General features: G+C 68.3%; 16 protein-coding genes. 9 read left to right on the plus strand and 7 right to left on the minus strand.

Features of this window, described 5'->3' with window-relative positions:
• Nucleotides 1–89: 89 nt before the first annotated feature.
• Both dnaN and dnaA read right to left on the minus strand, forming a co-directional pair.
• Nucleotides 90–1,220, minus strand: coding sequence for a DNA polymerase III subunit beta (dnaN, locus tag B5557_RS22485; protein WP_079661164.1), 1,131 nt, complete (start codon nucleotides 1,218–1,220; stop codon nucleotides 90–92).
• Between the two features lie 925 nt (nucleotides 1,221–2,145).
• On the minus strand, nucleotides 2,146–4,164 hold the full coding sequence (gene dnaA, locus B5557_RS22495) for a chromosomal replication initiator protein DnaA (protein WP_079661166.1): 2,019 nt from the start codon (nucleotides 4,162–4,164) through the stop codon (nucleotides 2,146–2,148).
• Between the two features lie 377 nt (nucleotides 4,165–4,541).
• On the opposite strand from dnaA, the gene rpmH reads away from it, so the two are divergent.
• The 9 genes from rpmH to B5557_RS22540 all read left to right on the plus strand — a co-directional run bounded on the left by rpmH (nucleotide 4,542) and on the right by B5557_RS22540 (nucleotide 11,433).
• Nucleotides 4,542–4,679 (plus strand): 50S ribosomal protein L34, encoded by a 138-nt coding sequence (gene rpmH / locus B5557_RS22500; protein ID WP_005482975.1) that lies wholly within the window; start codon nucleotides 4,542–4,544, stop codon nucleotides 4,677–4,679.
• Nucleotides 4,680–4,700: 21 nt separating this feature from the next.
• Nucleotides 4,701–5,072: a ribonuclease P protein component gene (gene rnpA / locus B5557_RS22505; protein ID WP_079661167.1), complete on the plus strand. Its 372-nt coding sequence runs from the start codon at nucleotides 4,701–4,703 to the stop codon at nucleotides 5,070–5,072.
• Nucleotides 5,069–5,422 (plus strand): membrane protein insertion efficiency factor YidD, encoded by a 354-nt coding sequence (gene yidD, locus B5557_RS22510; protein WP_079661168.1) that lies wholly within the window; start codon nucleotides 5,069–5,071, stop codon nucleotides 5,420–5,422. Before rnpA ends, yidD begins: the two co-directional genes overlap by 4 nt.
• A gap of 3 nt (nucleotides 5,423–5,425) precedes the next feature.
• A complete protein-coding gene (gene yidC / locus B5557_RS22515) occupies nucleotides 5,426–6,703 on the plus strand; it encodes a membrane protein insertase YidC (RefSeq protein WP_079661169.1) in 1,278 nt (425 codons plus the stop codon).
• Nucleotides 6,704–6,718: 15 nt separating this feature from the next.
• On the plus strand, nucleotides 6,719–7,231 hold the full coding sequence (locus tag B5557_RS22520; RefSeq protein WP_079661170.1) for a Jag family protein: 513 nt from the start codon (nucleotides 6,719–6,721) through the stop codon (nucleotides 7,229–7,231).
• Nucleotides 7,232–7,349: 118 nt separating this feature from the next.
• A complete protein-coding gene (gene rsmG, locus B5557_RS22525) occupies nucleotides 7,350–8,066 on the plus strand; it encodes a 16S rRNA (guanine(527)-N(7))-methyltransferase RsmG (protein ID WP_079661171.1) in 717 nt (238 codons plus the stop codon).
• Between the two features lie 249 nt (nucleotides 8,067–8,315).
• On the plus strand, nucleotides 8,316–9,389 hold the full coding sequence (locus B5557_RS22530) for an AAA family ATPase (RefSeq protein ID WP_079661172.1): 1,074 nt from the start codon (nucleotides 8,316–8,318) through the stop codon (nucleotides 9,387–9,389).
• Complete coding sequence (locus tag B5557_RS22535) at nucleotides 9,386–10,486, plus strand: ParB/RepB/Spo0J family partition protein (protein ID WP_079661173.1); 1,101 nt, start codon at nucleotides 9,386–9,388, stop codon at nucleotides 10,484–10,486. Before B5557_RS22530 ends, B5557_RS22535 begins: the two co-directional genes overlap by 4 nt.
• Nucleotides 10,487–10,815: 329 nt before the next feature.
• The gene (locus B5557_RS22540) at nucleotides 10,816–11,433 is read left to right on the plus strand and encodes a GNAT family N-acetyltransferase (RefSeq protein ID WP_079661174.1); all 618 of its coding nucleotides are present in this window, start codon (nucleotides 10,816–10,818) and stop codon (nucleotides 11,431–11,433) included.
• Between the two features lie 97 nt (nucleotides 11,434–11,530).
• Here B5557_RS22540 and trxA read toward each other — a convergent pair whose 3' ends face one another.
• From trxA to B5557_RS22565, 5 genes are all read right to left on the minus strand, one after another.
• Nucleotides 11,531–11,863 carry a thioredoxin gene (gene trxA, locus B5557_RS22545; protein ID WP_079661175.1) on the minus strand — a complete coding sequence of 111 codons (333 nt, stop codon included), beginning with the start codon at nucleotides 11,861–11,863 and terminating at the stop codon, nucleotides 11,531–11,533.
• Between the two features lie 40 nt (nucleotides 11,864–11,903).
• Entirely contained in the window at nucleotides 11,904–12,872 is a 969-nt protein-coding gene (gene trxB / locus B5557_RS22550; RefSeq protein WP_079661176.1) for a thioredoxin-disulfide reductase, read from the minus strand.
• 178 nt (nucleotides 12,873–13,050) lie between these two features.
• Nucleotides 13,051–13,950: an anti-sigma factor family protein gene (locus tag B5557_RS22555; RefSeq protein WP_079661177.1), complete on the minus strand. Its 900-nt coding sequence runs from the start codon at nucleotides 13,948–13,950 to the stop codon at nucleotides 13,051–13,053.
• A complete protein-coding gene (gene sigM / locus B5557_RS22560) occupies nucleotides 13,947–14,684 on the minus strand; it encodes an RNA polymerase sigma factor SigM (protein WP_079661178.1) in 738 nt (245 codons plus the stop codon). Before sigM ends, B5557_RS22555 begins: the two co-directional genes overlap by 4 nt.
• A gap of 27 nt (nucleotides 14,685–14,711) precedes the next feature.
• Nucleotides 14,712–16,430 carry a protein kinase family protein gene (locus tag B5557_RS22565; RefSeq protein ID WP_079661179.1) on the minus strand — a complete coding sequence of 573 codons (1,719 nt, stop codon included), beginning with the start codon at nucleotides 16,428–16,430 and terminating at the stop codon, nucleotides 14,712–14,714.
• Between the last annotated feature and the right edge of the window lie 9 nt (nucleotides 16,431–16,439).

Here is a 16,439-nt window from a genome sequence, read left to right on the forward strand (position 1 = left end):
ACCTGCGGCTTCGTCCACAGACCGGGGACCCTTCGGCCACAGCCTGTGGACGACCTCCGACGCCGGCGCGACGCCGGCGCGGGGGCCGGTCAGCCGCTGAGGCGCACCGGCATGATCAGGTACTTGTAGGCCTCGTCCGCCTCCGCGTCCAGCGCCGGCTTGCCGCTGAGCAGCGCGGGCTTCGTGGACGTCGTGAAGGACAGTTGGGCGACCGGCGAGTCGATGGCGCTCAGGCCGTCCAGCAGGAAGGTCGGGTTGAAGGCGATCGAGATGTCGTCGCCCTCCAGCTGGGCGTCGACGCGCTCCACAGCCTGTGCGTCGTCGCTGGAGCCGGCCTCCAGGATGAGCACGCCCTGCTCGAAGCTCAGCCGCACCGGGGTGTTGCGCTCGGCGACCAGGGCCACGCGCTTGACAGCCTCCACGAAGGGGGCGGTCTCGATCACGGCGACGGAGTTGAACTCGGTCGGGAACAGGGTGCGGTACTTCGGGAGGTCGCCCTCCAGGAGGCGGGTCGTCGTACGCCGGCCCGCGCCCTCGAAGCCGATCAGGCCCTCGCCCGAGCCGGAGCCGGACAGCGCCAGGATGACGCTGTCGCCGCTCGTGAGGGCCTTGGCGGTGTCCAGGAGCGTCTTGGCGGGCACCAGGGCGACCGCGGAGGCCTCCGGGTTCTCCGGCTTCCACAGGAACTCGCGGACCGCGAAACGGTAGCGGTCGGTGGAGGCCAGCGTGACCGTGTCGCCCTCGATCTCGATGCGCACACCGGTGAGGACGGGCAGCGTGTCGTCACGCCCGGCGGCGATGGCGACCTGGGCGGCCGCGGAGGCGAACACCTCGCCGGGGACGGTGCCCGTCGCGTTCGGCATCTGCGGCAGGGACGGGTACTCCTCCACAGGCAGTGTGTGGAGGGTGAAGCGCGAGGAGCCGCAGACCACCGTCGCCCGTACACCGTCTGTGGAGATCTCCACCGGGCGGTTGGGCAGGGCGCGGCAGATGTCCGCGAGCAGGCGGCCGGAGACGAGGACCGTGCCCTCCTCCTCGACCTCGGCCTCCACGGAGACCCGCGCGGAGACCTCGTAGTCGAAGCTCGACAGGCTCAGCTGGCCGTCCTCGGACTTCAGCAGCAGGCCGGCGAGGACAGGCGCCGGTGGGCGGGCCGGGAGGCTGCGCGCCGCCCAGGCCACGGCCTCCGCGAGTACGTCGCGTTCCACCCGGATCTTCACTCTTGCCGCCTCCTGCTGTTGCCGGCGCTTCTCGCCCTGCCTGGCCTTCGTCATCTGTCTCGGTGTGGTCGGTCCCGTCGAGGGGAAGGACCATCGGGGACCAGTCTGACGCACCGCACTGTCAGTCGGTGCCCCTCGGGGTCAAGTCGTGACGAGGGGCGGCCGGGCAGCGAAGAGCGAGTTGTGCACAGGCCCCGCTTCGAAACGGATTCCCAGCTCTCTCTAGTTGTCAGTAGTAGTAGGGCCTGTGGATACCGTGGATAACCCCGTTTTCGCAGCTCAGGGGCGGTTTTTTATCCACTGGTCCTGTGGGCGGAGGCGGTGGATAACCGGGGTCTTCTGTGGAGAACAGAAAGTTCTGCACACCCCATGCACAGGGAGGGGCGACTTGTCCCCAGCGCCGTCCCCAGCTTTACCCGTCTTTCCCACAGGCCAACCCGGCAACTTCGTGTGACGCCTTTCACTCGACCTGGTGAGGAGGCGCGTCGGGTTGCCGAACAGTGGACAGACATGTGGAGAAGCCGGAGATCGCTGGGGACAACCGGCCTCAGCCTGTGGGTTGCCGGTGGACAACTTCATGCACAGCCTGTGGATCATTTTTTTGTCCACAGCCTGTGGAGATCCTTCGTCCACGAATCCACAGCCTGTTGACCTGGTCCGATCGTCCCTCACCCGCGACGCCTGTGGATACAGTCTGGACAACTTCCCGGTCCCCAGGGTGTGGACGGGAAAAAGTCACCGAATCTGTGGAGAGTGGCCGTAACCCGGCCAGTAATCGAACAACGGGTGAGCGGCGGACGACCCTCGTCGAGCCCCGCACGGCGTCGCCGGCCCCCGCTTCCGGCCCCCGGAACGACGAAAAGCGCCCCCGGATGTCCTCCGGGGGCGCTCTCGGCGAGGCTCGCGACGCGTTGCTCTGGCGCCGTCAGCCGTTCTTGATGCGGTTGGTCAGCTCGGTCACCTGGTTGTAGATCGAGCGCCGCTCGGCCATCAGATTGCGGATCTTGCGGTCCGCGTGCATGACCGTCGTGTGGTCACGGCCGCCGAACAGCGCGCCGATCTTCGGCAGCGACAGGTCCGTCAGCTCGCGGCACAGATACATGGCGATCTGCCGGGCCGTGACGAGCTGGCGGCCCCGGGAGCTGCCGCACAGGTCCTCGATCGTGAGGCCGAAGTAGTCGGCGGTCGCGCTCATGATGGCCGTCGAGGTGATCTCCGGCGTGGAGTCGTCACCGCCGGGGATCAGGTCCTTAAGGACGATCTCGGTCAGCCCCAGGTCCACCGGCTGCCGGTTGAGCGACGCGAACGCCGTCACCCGGATCAGCGCGCCCTCCAGCTCACGGATGTTGCGCGAGATCCGGGAGGCGATGAACTCCAGCACCTCCGGCGGGGCGTTCAGCTGCTCCTGGACCGCCTTCTTGCGCAGGATCGCGATCCGCGTCTCCAGCTCGGGCGGCTGGACGTCGGTGATCAGACCCCACTCGAAACGGTTCCTCAACCGGTCCTCCAGCGTCACCAACTGCTTGGGCGGCCGGTCGCTGGACAGCACGATCTGCTTGTTGGCGTTGTGGAGCGTGTTGAAGGTGTGGAAGAACTCCTCCTGCGTCGACTCCTTGTCCGCGAGGAACTGGATGTCGTCGACGAGCAGGATGTCCATCTCGCGGTACCGCTTGCGGAAGCTGTCGCCCTTGCCGTCGCGGATGGAGTTGATGAACTCGTTGGTGAACTCCTCGGAGCTCACGTACCGCACGCGCGTGCCGGGGTAGAGGCTTCGCGCGTAGTGCCCGATGGCATGCAGCAGGTGCGTCTTGCCGAGGCCCGACTCCCCATAGATGAACAGGGGGTTGTAGGCCTTCGCGGGCGCCTCGGCGACGGCGACGGCGGCCGCGTGCGCGAACCGGTTGGAGGCGCCGATGACGAAGGTGTCGAAGAGGTACTTGGGGTTCAGCCGCGCGGTCGGCTCACCGGGGCCGGCCTTCGCCGAGGACTGCGCGCCCGACGGCCCGGGACCGCCCGAGCCCTGCTGGCCGGGACCGCTCGGGCCGCCGCGGTGCGGATGCCCGGGACCGGCCGGCGGCTCGGGCAGCTCACGTCGGCCCGGCTCGCGCTGGTCGTAGTCGGAGCGCGACGACTCGTACTCCGCACGCTTGTGCTCGTACGGCGACGGATCGTAGGGCGGCCGCTCCATCGACTGGGGGCGGTAGTCCTGCGACGGCGGGCCGTAGGAGTCCTGCGACGGGGAGCCGTACGGGTCCTGGGAGGCCGGCCCGCCGTACTGGTCCTGCGACGAAGGCGAGGCGTACGGGTCGCGCTCCGGGAAACCGAGGCGCTGCTGCTGCCAGCTGTACTCGTCCTGCTGGGGCCGCGGCCAAGCACCCGGCTCGGGGCGCTGGTACTCCGACGGGTACGCCGGCCGCGCGGTGGGCAGCGGGTCCGGGCGCGAGGGGAGCTGGTCGCCGGGCGTCGGCGGCGACTGCTCGGCGCGGTGCCGGCCGTAGCCCTCGTACGGGCTGTCGTACGCCTGGTCGTATCCGCCGTCGTAGCGGCCCTCCTGCTGTCCGTCCCGCTGTCCGTCCCGCTGCCCGTCGTACGGGCCGGACGGCAGCTCGGGCTCTTCGTAGCGCGGCTGCTGCTGGCCGGGGGGCGCAGGCGGGGCCGGGGGCTCGCCTGCGGAGTCGTCGACGGTGATCGCGATACGGATCGGGCGGCCGCACTCGCGGCTCAGCGTCTCGCTGACGATCGGCGCGAGGCGCCCCTCGAGGACGCCCTTCGCGAATTCGTTCGGTACGGCGAGCAGGGCGGTGTCCGCGACCAGCGCGAGCGGCTGGCAGCGCCGGATCCAGTGCTCGTCCTTCACCTCGACACCCTGGCCCCGGCCCTCACCGAGGAGCTGTTCCAGTACTCGTGGCCACACTGCGGCAAGATCGGCAGGTACGTCAGCCACAGGGCACGCTCTCTCGTGGGTCCCACGAACGTGTGGTTGTGGGACGGCGGGGATTCATATCGGGTGGGGGCAGGGACAAAGGAACGAATCGGAGTTCAGCCAAGGTAGTCAGGGCGACGGCTGCGGTTCAAGTTGTTGTCCCCAGGCTGTGGATAGTGTCTCCCCGTGACTGCCGGTTTGACCGGATGGCGTAGCCGCGCGTACCGTAACCAGGTCGAGTTGTCGATGGCTGCTGCCGCCTGCCTCCGATGGGCACAGATCGCGTCAGGTGATCGGGAAGCGGTGCACTCGGGCGTTGACCGCGAGCTACCTCGTGGGCGCACGGTGACAGCCAGGACGGCACCCCGCCACCACCGATTGATTTCTGGAGCCCCCGAGTGAGCAAGCGCACCTTCCAGCCGAACAACCGTCGTCGCGCCAAGACCCACGGCTTCCGCCTGCGGATGCGTACCCGTGCCGGCCGCGCGATTCTCGCGAACCGCCGCAGCAAGGGTCGCGCGAGCCTGTCCGCCTGATCCTGATCAGGTCATGACGTCGTGCTGCCTACCGAGCATCGGCTGAGGCGGCGCGAGGACTTCGCGACCGCGGTACGACGGGGCCGTCGGGCCGGACGCCCGACTCTCGTCGTCCATCTTCGTAGCGGTGCCACGGACCCGCACGCGCCTGGGGAGAGCGCTCCCCCGACGCGTGCGGGTTTCGTCGTGAGCAAGGCCGTGGGAGGCGCGGTCGTGCGCAACCAGGTGAAGCGCAGACTGCGTCACCTGATGCGCGACCGAGTCACTCTGTTCCCCCCCGGTAGCCTGGTAGTCGTACGGGCGCTGCCCGGGGCGGGCGACGCCGACCACGCACAGCTGGCCCAAGACCTGGATGCCGCCCTGCAACGGCTACTGGGAGGGGGCGCGCGATGAAGTACCCGCTACTGGCTCTGATCAAGCTCTACCAGTGGACGATCAGTCCGCTGCTCGGGCCGGTGTGCAAGTACTACCCGTCGTGTTCCCACTACGGCTACACGGCCATCGACCGGCACGGTGCGATCAAGGGAACGGCACTCACGGCCTGGCGCATCCTGCGGTGCAATCCGTGGTCGCTGGGTGGAGTGGATCATGTTCCGCCGCGTAAGCGCCCGCGGTGGCACGAAATGTTGCGTGACGCCTGGCGTGCACGCAGGGGCGGGACCTCCGCCGCCGAAACGGCCACCGAAGAGAACCTCGCTTCGGGCCCGGCCGCAGAGACACCGTCCCATGCCCAAGGAGCATGATTAGTGGACACGATTGCCAGCCTCTTCAGCTTCATCACGACACCTGTCTCCTGGGTCATCGTCCAGTTCCACAAGGTGTACGGCGCCATCTTCGGCCCCGACACCGGGTGGGCCTGGGGCCTGTCCATCGTGTCCCTGGTGATTCTGATCCGTATCTGCCTGATCCCGCTCTTCGTGAAGCAGATCAAGTCGACGCGGGCCATGCAGACGCTCCAGCCCGAGATGAAGAAGATCCAGGAGCGCTACAAGAACGACAAGGCGCGTCAGTCCGAAGAGATGATGAAGCTGTACAAGGAGACGGGCACCAACCCGCTCTCCTCGTGCCTTCCCATCCTGGCGCAGTCCCCGTTCTTCTTCGCCCTGTACCACGTGCTCAACGGCATCGCCACGGGCTCGACGATCGGCGTCATCAACGAGTCGCTGCTCGCCAGCGCCCGTAAGGCGCACATCTTCGGCGCCCCGCTGGCCGCGAAGTTCACCGACGGCTCGGCGAAGGTGGAGTCGCTCGGCGCCTCGCTGACGGACGTCCGCGTCGTCACCGCGGTCATGATCGTGCTGATGTCGGCCTCGCAGTTCTTCACCCAGCGCCAGCTGATGACGAAGAACGTCGACACCTCGGTGAAGACGCCGTTCATGCAGCAGCAGAAGATGCTGATGTACGTCTTCCCGGTCATGTTCGCCGTCTTCGGCATCAACTTCCCCGTCGGTGTCCTCGTCTACTGGCTGACCACCAACGTGTGGACCATGGGCCAGCAGATGTACGTGATCCGCAACAACCCGACGCCGGGTTCCAAGGCTCAGGCCGCGTACCTGGAGCGCCTGTACAAGCACGTCACGCACCACGGCAAGACCCGCAGCCGCGGTGAGAGGGCCATCGTCAAGGCCATCGTGGCCAAGGGCCGCGACCGCAACGACGCCGAGCGCAAGTTCATCAACGGTCTGACCAAGGTGGGCTTCGCGGCCCAGGCCGACGGCACCGTGATCAAGAGCGAGACCCAGGCAGCCGCCCAGGCCGAGGACGGCACGCCGACCAGCGCCGCCGCCAAGCGTCAGCAGCCCAAGCGGCAGTCGAAGTCCCAGCGACAGTCCACGACCCCCAAGGCGGCCGGCGAGACCACCCCGACCACGTCGCTGAGCAAGTCCGACGAGCCGGAGGACGCCAAGCCCTCCGGAGCCGCGAAGCAGGCCGCTCCCAAGCCCGGCACCGGAGGCCGCAGCAAGGCCCAGTCAGGGCAGCGCAAGGGCGGCCCGCAGCGCCCCAAGTCCCCGTCCAAGAAGTAAGAAGGAGCCCATCCCGTGACGGAAGGCACCACCTCCGCCGCCGCCGAGGGTGCAGACACCCTGACCCGCCTGGAGCAGGAGGGCGAGATCGCGGCGGACTACCTCGAGGGTCTGCTGGACATCGCCGATCTCGACGGCGACATCGACATGGACGTCGAGGCCGACCGCGCCTCTGTGTCGATCATCAGCGACGCGGGCACCCGTGACCTGCACAAGCTGGTCGGCCGGGACGGCGAGGTGCTGGAGGCGCTGCAGGAGCTCACGCGCCTGGCCGTGCACCGGGAGACCGGCGACCGCAGCCGTCTGATGCTGGACATCGGGGGTTACCGCGCCAAGAAGCGCGCCGAGCTCTCCGAGCTGGGCGCCAAGGCCGCGGCCGACGCGAAGAACAGTGGTGAGCCGGTGAAGATGAAGCCGATGACGCCCTTCGAGCGCAAGGTCGTGCACGACGCGGTCAAGGCCGCCGGCCTGCGCAGTGAGTCCGAGGGCGAGGAGCCGCAGCGCTTCGTCGTCGTGCTGCCCAACTGATTCGGTACGTACGTATCCCCGGCCCCGTCTGTAGCGCAGACGGGGCCGGTCTTTGTCAGCCTGGTAGTTCTGGTGGTCGGCGCTCGAAGCGCTGATGCGGTACGGAAGGACGGTCCCCGTGACGGAGGCAGCGGAGCTCCCCCCTGCGCCCGAAGTGGCACGTGAGGTATTCGGCGATCGCTTCGGTGATGCGGTCCGGTACGCCGAGCTCCTGGCCGAGGCAGGTGTGCAGCGTGGGCTCATCGGCCCACGAGAGGTGCCCCGCCTGTGGGAGAGGCACATCCTGAACTGCGCGGTGCTCTCCGAGGTCGTGCCCGAGGGCGTGACCGTGTGCGACGTCGGATCGGGTGCCGGCCTCCCCGGCATTCCGCTGGCGCTCGTCAGGGAAGACCTGAAGATCACCCTGCTGGAGCCGCTTCTGCGACGCACCAACTTCCTCACCGAGGTCGTCGAGCTCCTCGGCCTCGACCATGTGACGGTGGAGCGGGGCCGTGCCGAGGAGGTCATGGGCAAGGTGCAGCCGGTGCATGTGGTGACCGCCCGCGCCGTGGCGCCCCTGGACCGACTGGCCGCCTGGGGAATCCCGCTGCTGCGTCCCTATGGCGAGATGCTCGCCCTCAAGGGCGACACCGCCGAGGAAGAGCTGAAGAGCGCCTCCTCGGCACTGAGCAAGCTCGGTGCCGTGAGCACCTCGATCCTGCAGGTCGGCGAGGGCGTCGTCGACCCGCTGTCCACGGTGGTGCGGGTCGAGGTCGGGGAAAGTCCGGGCGGTGTGCGATTCGCGGCCAAACGGGCCAAGGCGGCCCGCACGGGCCGTACGCGCCGACGCCGCTGAGACGTACTCCACACAAGCTGCCAAACCTACGCATCACGGAGTGTCGCGAGGATCCGGCCGCGGGCGCTGTGCATCGTGTTTCACGTGAAACGTCGCTCCCTGCTCCACGGCATTATCAGCCGCGGCCGCGCCGCGGCCGAACCCCGCGACCGCAAGCCTCTCGGTTCACTCGATGAGGTACCGGAGTTGTCCACAGAGGCGGATTTCTCCACAGAACAACAGGCCTCACTGGTTCACCACCCCGAAGACATGGGAGGCTCTGTTCATTGCGAGCCTGAAGTCGAGGAGAGTGAATCCTTGCGGTCCGACGCCAACATCGCGGGACCGATGACCGATCCGGTCCCCGGTCCCCGTACCGAGTCGTTCGGGGAGGATGTTTCACGTGAAACACCGCCCCCTATGGACGACACTCCGATCGGTCGTGCTGCCCAACTCGCGGTGGAGGCTCTGGGCCGCGCCGGCGAGGGTCTGCCACGCCCTGAACAAACCCGTGTGATCGTGGTCGCCAACCAGAAGGGCGGGGTGGGCAAGACGACGACGACGGTCAACCTTGCCGCCTCCCTGGCCCTGCACGGGGGCCGCGTCCTGGTGGTCGACCTCGACCCGCAGGGCAACGCGTCCACCGCCCTCGGGATCGACCACCACGCCGAGGTTCCGTCCATCTATGACGTGTTGGTGGAGAGCCGTCCCCTCGCTGAAGTCGTTCAGCCCGTACCCGATGTAGAAGGCCTCTTCTGCGCTCCCGCCACGATCGATCTCGCCGGTGCGGAGATCGAATTGGTCTCCCTGGTGGCACGTGAGAGCCGTCTTCAGCGAGCGATCCAGGCATACGAACAGCCGCTGGACTACATCCTCATCGACTGCCCGCCTTCCCTCGGCCTGCTGACGGTCAACGCGCTGGTCGCCGGTGCCGAGGTCCTCATCCCGATCCAGTGCGAGTACTACGCGCTGGAAGGGCTCGGCCAGCTGCTGCGTAACGTCGACCTGGTGCGGGGGCACCTCAACCCCACTCTGCATGTGTCGACCATCCTGCTCACCATGTACGACGGCCGGACGCGTCTCGCGTCGCAGGTCGCCGAGGAGGTGCGCACCCACTTCGGTGACGAGGTGCTGCGGACGAGCATTCCCCGCTCGGTCCGTATCTCCGAGGCGCCGAGCTATGGGCAGACGGTGCTGACCTACGATCCTGGATCGAGCGGCGCCCTCTCCTACCTTGAGGCAGCACGAGAGCTTGCGCTGAGGGGTGTCGACGTCAGTTACGACCCGACGCACGCCCATATCGGCGCCCAGAACAACCCGAACATGGTGGAGGGGATCCAGTGAGTGAGCGACGGAGGGGGTTGGGCCGTGGCCTTGGCGCGTTGATCCCTGCTGCCCCGACGGAGAAGAATCCGGCGCAGGCCGCGGTGGGAGGCGGGGGATCCACATCCCCCGCAGCCGTCCCGGTTCTGACGACGGACCGCGGGGTGGCCGCGGCGAAGGTGGCCACGCTCCCGCATGTTTCACGTGAAACAGAGGAGTTGTCGGCGAACGGCGTCCTGGAGACCCCCGCCGCGCCGATCGGCGCGCATTTCGCGGAGATCCCCCTCGACCACATCACGCCGAACCCGCGCCAGCCCCGTGAGGTCTTCGACGAGGACGCGCTGCACGAGCTCATCACCTCCATCAAGGAGGTCGGTCTCCTCCAGCCGGTCGTCGTACGCCAGACCGGTCCCGCGCGCTACGAGCTCATCATGGGTGAGCGGCGCTGGCGGGCTTGCCGCGAGGCCGGCCTGGAGGCCATCCCGGCGATCGTGCGGGCCACGGACGACGAGAAGCTCCTCCTGGACGCCCTCCTGGAGAACCTCCACCGGGCTCAGCTGAACCCGCTGGAAGAGGCAGCCGCCTACGACCAGTTGCTGAAGGACTTCAACTGCACGCACGACCAGCTGGCGGACCGCATCGGTCGATCCCGTCCGCAGGTCTCCAACACGCTGCGGCTACTGAAGCTTTCGCCGGCGGTGCAGCGCAGGGTCGCGGCGGGAGTCCTCTCCGCCGGTCACGCCCGGGCGCTGCTCTCGGTGGACGACTCGGAAGAGCAGGACCGGCTGGCCCACCGCATCGTCGCCGAAGGGCTCTCGGTGCGGGCCGTGGAGGAGATCGTGACCCTCATGGGATCACGTCCGCAGACGGCTCAGCGTGCCAAAGGGCCGCGTGCCGGTGGTCGGGTCTCCCCGGCTCTGACCGACCTTGCGACCCGGCTCTCGGACCGTTTCGAGACACGGGTGAAGGTCGACTTGGGGCAGAAGAAGGGCAAGATCACCGTCGAGTTCGCCTCGATGGAGGACCTTGAGCGCATCCTCGGCACACTCGCTCCCGGTGAGGGCCCTGTCCTGCAGAAGGGCCTCGTGGAGGGCGACATAGAGGAAACGGAAGACTGAGCCGCGGCTCGGCCGGGGCCCCTGTCGGCCGTCGGATCCTCTGAGCGAGCCGTGTCCGGTGTGTACCGGAACACGGCTCGCTCTTTGCTTTCAGTCGGTATCGGCGGAATCGCATCGTGGATACGATGCGGTGAGGCTTTGGCGCATCCACCTTGCAGTACCTCGGAGCGGGAGGCGGGGGCCATGCGAACGATGAGCCGGACCGGATTGGTGAGCGCCGGACTGGGGCTGGGCGCGGTCGGCGGTTTCGTCGGCAGTCTGCTCAGAGAACGGAGTGCTCTGACGGCCGCTCGCGATGCTGCGGGCGAAGGAAGCGAGGAACAGCCTTCATGGGGCGTCGGCTTGTACCGCTCACGCTGGACAACCTTCAGGACCTTCCCAAGCGCTGTCGTTCGTGCGTCTTCTGGGAGCTGGACCCCGTCAGCGGTGCGGCCGCGGTAAAGGCGGGCACGTCCTCCCTGGAGAAGGAGTCCTGGATCTCCGCCGTCCTGTTGGACTGGGGGTCGTGCGGTCGGGTCGTCTATGTGGACGACGCCCCCGTGGGTTTCGTCCTGTACGCGCCGCCCGCCTATGTCCCCCGCTCGACGGCCTTTCCCACAAGTCCCGTGTCGCCGGATGCGGTGCAGCTGATGACCGCGTTCATCATGCCGGGCTACCAGGGCCAGGGACTTGGCCGCGTGATGGTCCAGACGGTGGCCAAGGATCTGCTGCGACGGGGGTTCAAGGCCATCGAGGCGTTCGGTGACGCCCGTTGGAAAGAGCCTGCCTGCATGCTTCCTGCCGATCACTTGCTGGCAGTGGGCTTCAAGACGGTGCGCCCTCATCCCGTCCATCCTCGACTGAGGCTGGAGTTGCGGACCACGCTCTCCTGGAAGGAGGACGTGGAGATGGCGCTCGATCGGTTGCTGGGGGCGGTTCAGAAGGAGCCGGCGCTGCGCCCGCTGTAGGGCGTTATGTGGGGCACAGCGATGGGGCCGACCCTTGCGGGTCGGCCCCATTGTGTTTCACGTGAAACATCGGCCGTCGGAGGGACGGTTCAGTGCCTCACTCGGAGATGAAGGTCTCCAGGTCGCGGACGAGCGCGGCCTTGGGCTTGGCGCCGACGATGGTCTTCGCGACCTCGCCACCCTGGTAGACATTCAAGGTCGGGATCGACATGACGCCGTACTTGGCGGCCGTGGTCGGGTTCTCGTCGATGTTGAGCTTGACGATCTCGATCTTGTCGCCGTGCTCGGCGGCGATGGCCTCGAGCGAGGGAGCGATCTGGCGGCACGGGCCGCACCACTCGGCCCAGAAGTCCACCAGGACGGGCTTGTCGCTCTTGAGGACGACCTCATCGAAGTCGGCGTCGGTCACATGCTTCAGGGTGCCGGCCACAGGGGGCTCCTTAATTCCTTGTGCGGTGGGGAGGAGAGGGTCAGACAGCGGTCTTCTCGGGCTCGGCCTGCTCCTCGTCCGCGAGGGCGGCGAGGTAGCGCTCGGCGTCGAGGGCGGAGGAGCAGCCGGTGCCGGCAGCGGTGATTGCCTGGCGGTAGGTGTGGTCAACCACGTCACCCGCGGCGAAGACACCGGTCAGGTTCGTGCGGGTGGAGGGGGCGGCGACCTTGAGGTAGCCCTCCTCGTCGAGGTCGAGCTGGCCCTTGAAGAGCTCGGTACGCGGGTCGTGACCGATCGCGATGAACAGGCCGGTCACCGGCAGATCCGAGAGCTCGCCGGTCTTGAGGTTGCGCAGCTTCAGCCCGGCCAGCTTCTGGTCGCCCTGGACCTCGGCGACCTCGCTGTCCCAGACGAACTTGATCTTCGGATCGGCGAAGGCGCGCTCCTGCATCGCCTTGGAGGCGCGCAGGGTGTCACGCCGGTGGACGATCGTCACGGACTTGGCGAAGCGGGAGAGGAACGTGGCCTCCTCCATCGCGGTGTCCCCGCCGCCGATCACGGCGATGTCCTGCTCCTTGAAGAAGAAGCCGTCACAGGTGGCGCACCAGGAGACACCGCGGCCGGACAGGGCGTCCTCGTTCGGCAGGCCGAGCTTGCGGTGCTGTGAGCCGGTCGTCACGATGACGGCCTTCGCGCGGTGGACCGTGCCGGCGGTGTCCGTGACGGTCTTGATCTCACCGGTGAGGTCGACGGAGACGATGTCGTCGGGGATCAGTTCGGCGCCGAAGCGCTCGGCCTGGGCGCGCATGTTGTCCATGAGCTCGGGGCCCATGATGCCGTCCTGGAACCCCGGGAAGTTCTCCACCTCGGTGGTGTTCATCAGGGCACCGCCCGCGGTGACGGCTCCTTCGAACACCAGCGGCTTCAGCGACGCGCGTGCGGTGTAGAGGGCCGCGGTGTAGCCGGCGGGCCCGGAGCCGATGATGATCACGTTACGGACGTCGCTCACGGCTTGTTTCCTCGTCTCTGGACTGCGTCGGTCGACCGGGGGAGCTTCTTGGACTCTCACCCCACCCAACGGATCCTAAGGGGCGCGCATTCCCGGTGTGTCCGGGCACACGGAGCGATGACGCCGGAGGGGATGCCACGGGGAATACGAGCGCGGGAACGAGACGAGCCGTCGACCGTCAGTGACGCGTGTAGGAGTTCGTCAACAGAACCTTGGCGGGGCTCGACGACGGATGCTTCACACAGGTCTTGTCCATGATGTAGACGCGGACCCGGGTGCTGTCGGAGGTGTCGGACAGCACGACAAGCAGGGCGGCCGTCCCCTGGTATTTGCCATCCTCGACGGCGAGAGCCTCATCGCTGCGTCCGATGCCCTGCTGGATGCACGGGGGCACAGCGGGGGGCTGCAGGAGAGTCCTGTTCTGCGGGCTGCCGGACTGGCCCTCGGCCTTCATGCCCGCCGGTGCACGGGAGGCGCCGGCCTTGGCCAGGAGATCGGTGACCTGTGACTCCAGCTTGCTCGCGGAAAACGTGTCCGGCCCGGTGGACTGATGGGCCGAACTGCCCGGCCCGGGGCCCGTGAGCGATGACACGAGGACGGAACCGAGCCCCAGCGCCGCGGCTGTGAACACCGTGCCGAGGACGGCGACCTTGCGGCGTCCGGCCCGCTTGCGGTCCTTGCGGCCCGGGCCGGTGGTGGTGCGGGCATGTCCCGCCGGTCGGCCCGTCGACGTCGTTGTTTCACGTGAAACATGGAGCGCGTCCATGTCGGCGTCGGCCGCACCGGCGGAAATCTTCGGAGCATCCTCGTTCTCCGAGGGCGTGGCATTCAGCAGGGCCTCGGCGGCGAGCGCGGCATCGATGCGGTGGGCGACGTCGTCCGGCATTCGCGGCGGGCCGGGTAGAGCGCCCAGAAGACCGCGGATCTCCTCCAACGAGGCGTGGACGTCCGCGCAGAGTTCGCAGGTGTCCAGATGCCGACGCACATCGGCGCTTCGGGAGGGAGCGAGCAGGCCCTCGGTGAGGTCGGAGATCTCCGCGACGTCCGGGTGCCCGGTCGTGTCCGTCGTCGATGTCACGCTCGCCCACCTCCGCCCTTCACAGCAGCTGAATCGCCTGTCCCGGCGTTGCCCGGCCCCTCGTCGCGAGGTTCCGCTGCCGGTGGGACGGATGTCCCCTGCGTGCGGTTCCGTCCTGCGCGGTTTTCTCTGTCGCCGCCGCCGCCGCCGGCGGCGGCGTCCGGCCGTAGATGGGTGAGCAGCGGCAGCAGTCTGGCTCTGCCCCGGGCACAGCGGCTCTTCACCGTCCCGGAAGGTACGTCGAGCATGCGGGCGGCTTCGGCGACCGGGTAGCCCTGCATGTCGACGAGGACGAGGGCGGCCCGCTGGTCGGGCGGGAGGGTGCCGAGCGCTTCGAGGAGCTGGCGGTGCAGGTCTTTGCGTTCCGCGGGCGCCGACGCCGCCTCATGCGGCTCGAGCAGCTGCTCCAGCCTCTCGGTGTCGTCGACCGGTGAGGTCTTGCGGGAAGCCGCTTTGCGGGCGCGGTCCAGACAGGCGTTCACCGTGATGCGGTGCAGCCAGGTCGTGACGGCGGACTGGCCGCGGAAGGTGTGCGCGGCCCGGTACGCGGACACCAGGGCGTCCTGGACGGCGTCAGCGGCCTCCTCGCGGTCTCCCAGCGTGCGCAGTGCCACCGCCCAGAGCCGGTCACGGTGACGCCGCACGAGCTCGCCGAAGGCGTCGGGGTCGCCCTCGACGTGGCGAGTGAGGAGGTCCTGGTCGCTCACTCCGTCATATCCGGCGCCTTCCGCCATCGGACCTCCTCCCCCTCCGGTGAGACGTCAGCCCGTGAACTTCACGTCGGTGATCGCCTGCTTGTAGCCGGCGCCGCTGTACTCGTCCTGCCCTGAGCGCGGCGCGGCGGTGATCCATACGAGAACGTACCGCGTCTTCACGGGCGACTTGGCGGAGATCTTCAGTTCCTCCCCCGAGGTCCGAGCGGCAGCGATCTTCGTCATGGAGCTGAGGGGAGCCGACGACGAGAGCGAATCGGCCGCGTACAGGGTCGCCGCGGTGTAGTCGCCTCCATAGTGAAGCCCTATTGAGGCGGTCGAAACGCTGTGCTCCGAGCCCAGGTCGTAGACGATGCCCACGCCCTTCTTGAACGGCGCGAGCACGGGCCCGTCGTCGAACGAATAAGTCCGCCAGTACGTGGAGCTGTCACCGTCGTAGGTGAGCTTCGCGTCGCCGGCGTGCTGGGGGTTGCCGTCCGGGTAGTACTCGGCGGCGTCATGGATCTTGAGCGCCTTGACCGGCTTGGGCGCGGTGCTGCCCTTGTCGCCGTCGTCCGTCGTCTGGGTCTGGTTCGTGTCGTCGGACCCGGCATGGTCCATCAGGGCGTCCGCGAGTTGCCAGCTGCCCAGGCCGAGGGCGGCGATGAGGAGGGCGGAGACCGCCCACTTCAGGGCCTTGCCGGTGCGGCTCTGCAGCGTGGGCGGCGGGGCCGACAGGGGCTGGGTGACGCCCGGGTGCGCCGACGGGCGGCCGTATGTGCCCTGCTGGTACGTGGTGCGCTGGTACTCCGGCGGCGCCGCGAACGAAGGCTCCGGCGGGCGGATGCGGGGCATCTCGCCGATCGCCTTCACCAGCTCCTCCGGCGTGGTGCAGGCGGCCTCGTGCCGGGAGGCGGTCGCGCCGTCGTTGGCGAGGGCGCGCATGGCCAGCTCCGACAGGCCCCGGTGGATGCCCGCGCGCACCTGGTCGGGGGCGATCAGTCCGATGTCTTTGGGTAGCCCGGACAGGCCGTACGCGTCGTTCTCGTACGGCCAGCGCTGGGTGAGCGCCGCGTACAGCAGGGCGCCGATCGCCTCGGTGTCGGTGCGCTGGGGGGTGTCGGTGGTGATGCCGCGCAGGGCGGCGTTCACGGCGAGTCCGCGGATGCGCCACTGACCTGAGGAGGTGCGCAGTACGGCATTCGGGTTCAGACGCAGATGCGACAGGCCCTCGCGGTGGGCGGCGGCCATGGCGGACGCGATCTGACTGACCATCTGGTAGGCGTCGTGCGGCTCCAACGGGCCGGCCGCCAGCAACGCGGTGAGCTCGGTGGCGTCGGGCAGCCATTCGTGGACGACGTAGACGAGGTCGTTCTCCTCGACTGCGTCCAGCACTTGGACGAAGCGGGGATCGCCGAGCAGCGCCGAGGAACGGGCCGCGGCCAGCACCGAACGGGCCCGTGCGTGGTCCGCGGGCAGGATATGGACGCCCACAGCACGGCGAAGTTTCTCGTCGACCGCACGCCAACTGCTGAAACCGTCCAGACGGGTGACGCACTCCTCTAGGCGATAGCGTCTGGCGAGCTTGTGACCGCTGTGCAGCTCCGGCGGTGAGGCCTTCTTCCCGGGACGCTCCGCCCCGCCGCTCCCCTGTGCCTCGTCGCTGTCCGTGTCCTGCTCCCGGTTCTTGACCACCCCGTCGGCCGTGGACTGGTCCGCTTGTGCGGTCAGCGGCTCGTCACCGCTGTTGTCTGCCACGTCGACGGCAGCTGTGCTCCGTTCCGCCACCGTCGTTCC

Origin of the sequence: Streptomyces sp. 3214.6 (assembly GCF_900129855.1) — a bacterium.
GTDB classification, from domain to species: domain Bacteria; phylum Actinomycetota; class Actinomycetes; order Streptomycetales; family Streptomycetaceae; genus Streptomyces; species Streptomyces soliscabiei.

Excerpts from the sequence above, each read along its gene's own strand:
- B5557_RS22540 (WP_079661174.1), top strand. The coding sequence starts at position 10,816 with ATGGGGCGTCGGCTTGTACCGCTCACGCTGGACAACCTTCAGGACCTT.
- yidD (WP_079661168.1), top strand. The coding sequence starts at position 5,069 with ATGAAGTACCCGCTACTGGCTCTGATCAAGCTCTACCAGTGGACGATC.
- B5557_RS22530 (WP_079661172.1), top strand. The coding sequence starts at position 8,316 with ATGGGAGGCTCTGTTCATTGCGAGCCTGAAGTCGAGGAGAGTGAATCC.
- sigM (WP_079661178.1), bottom strand. The coding sequence starts at position 14,684 with ATGGCGGAAGGCGCCGGATATGACGGAGTGAGCGACCAGGACCTCCTC.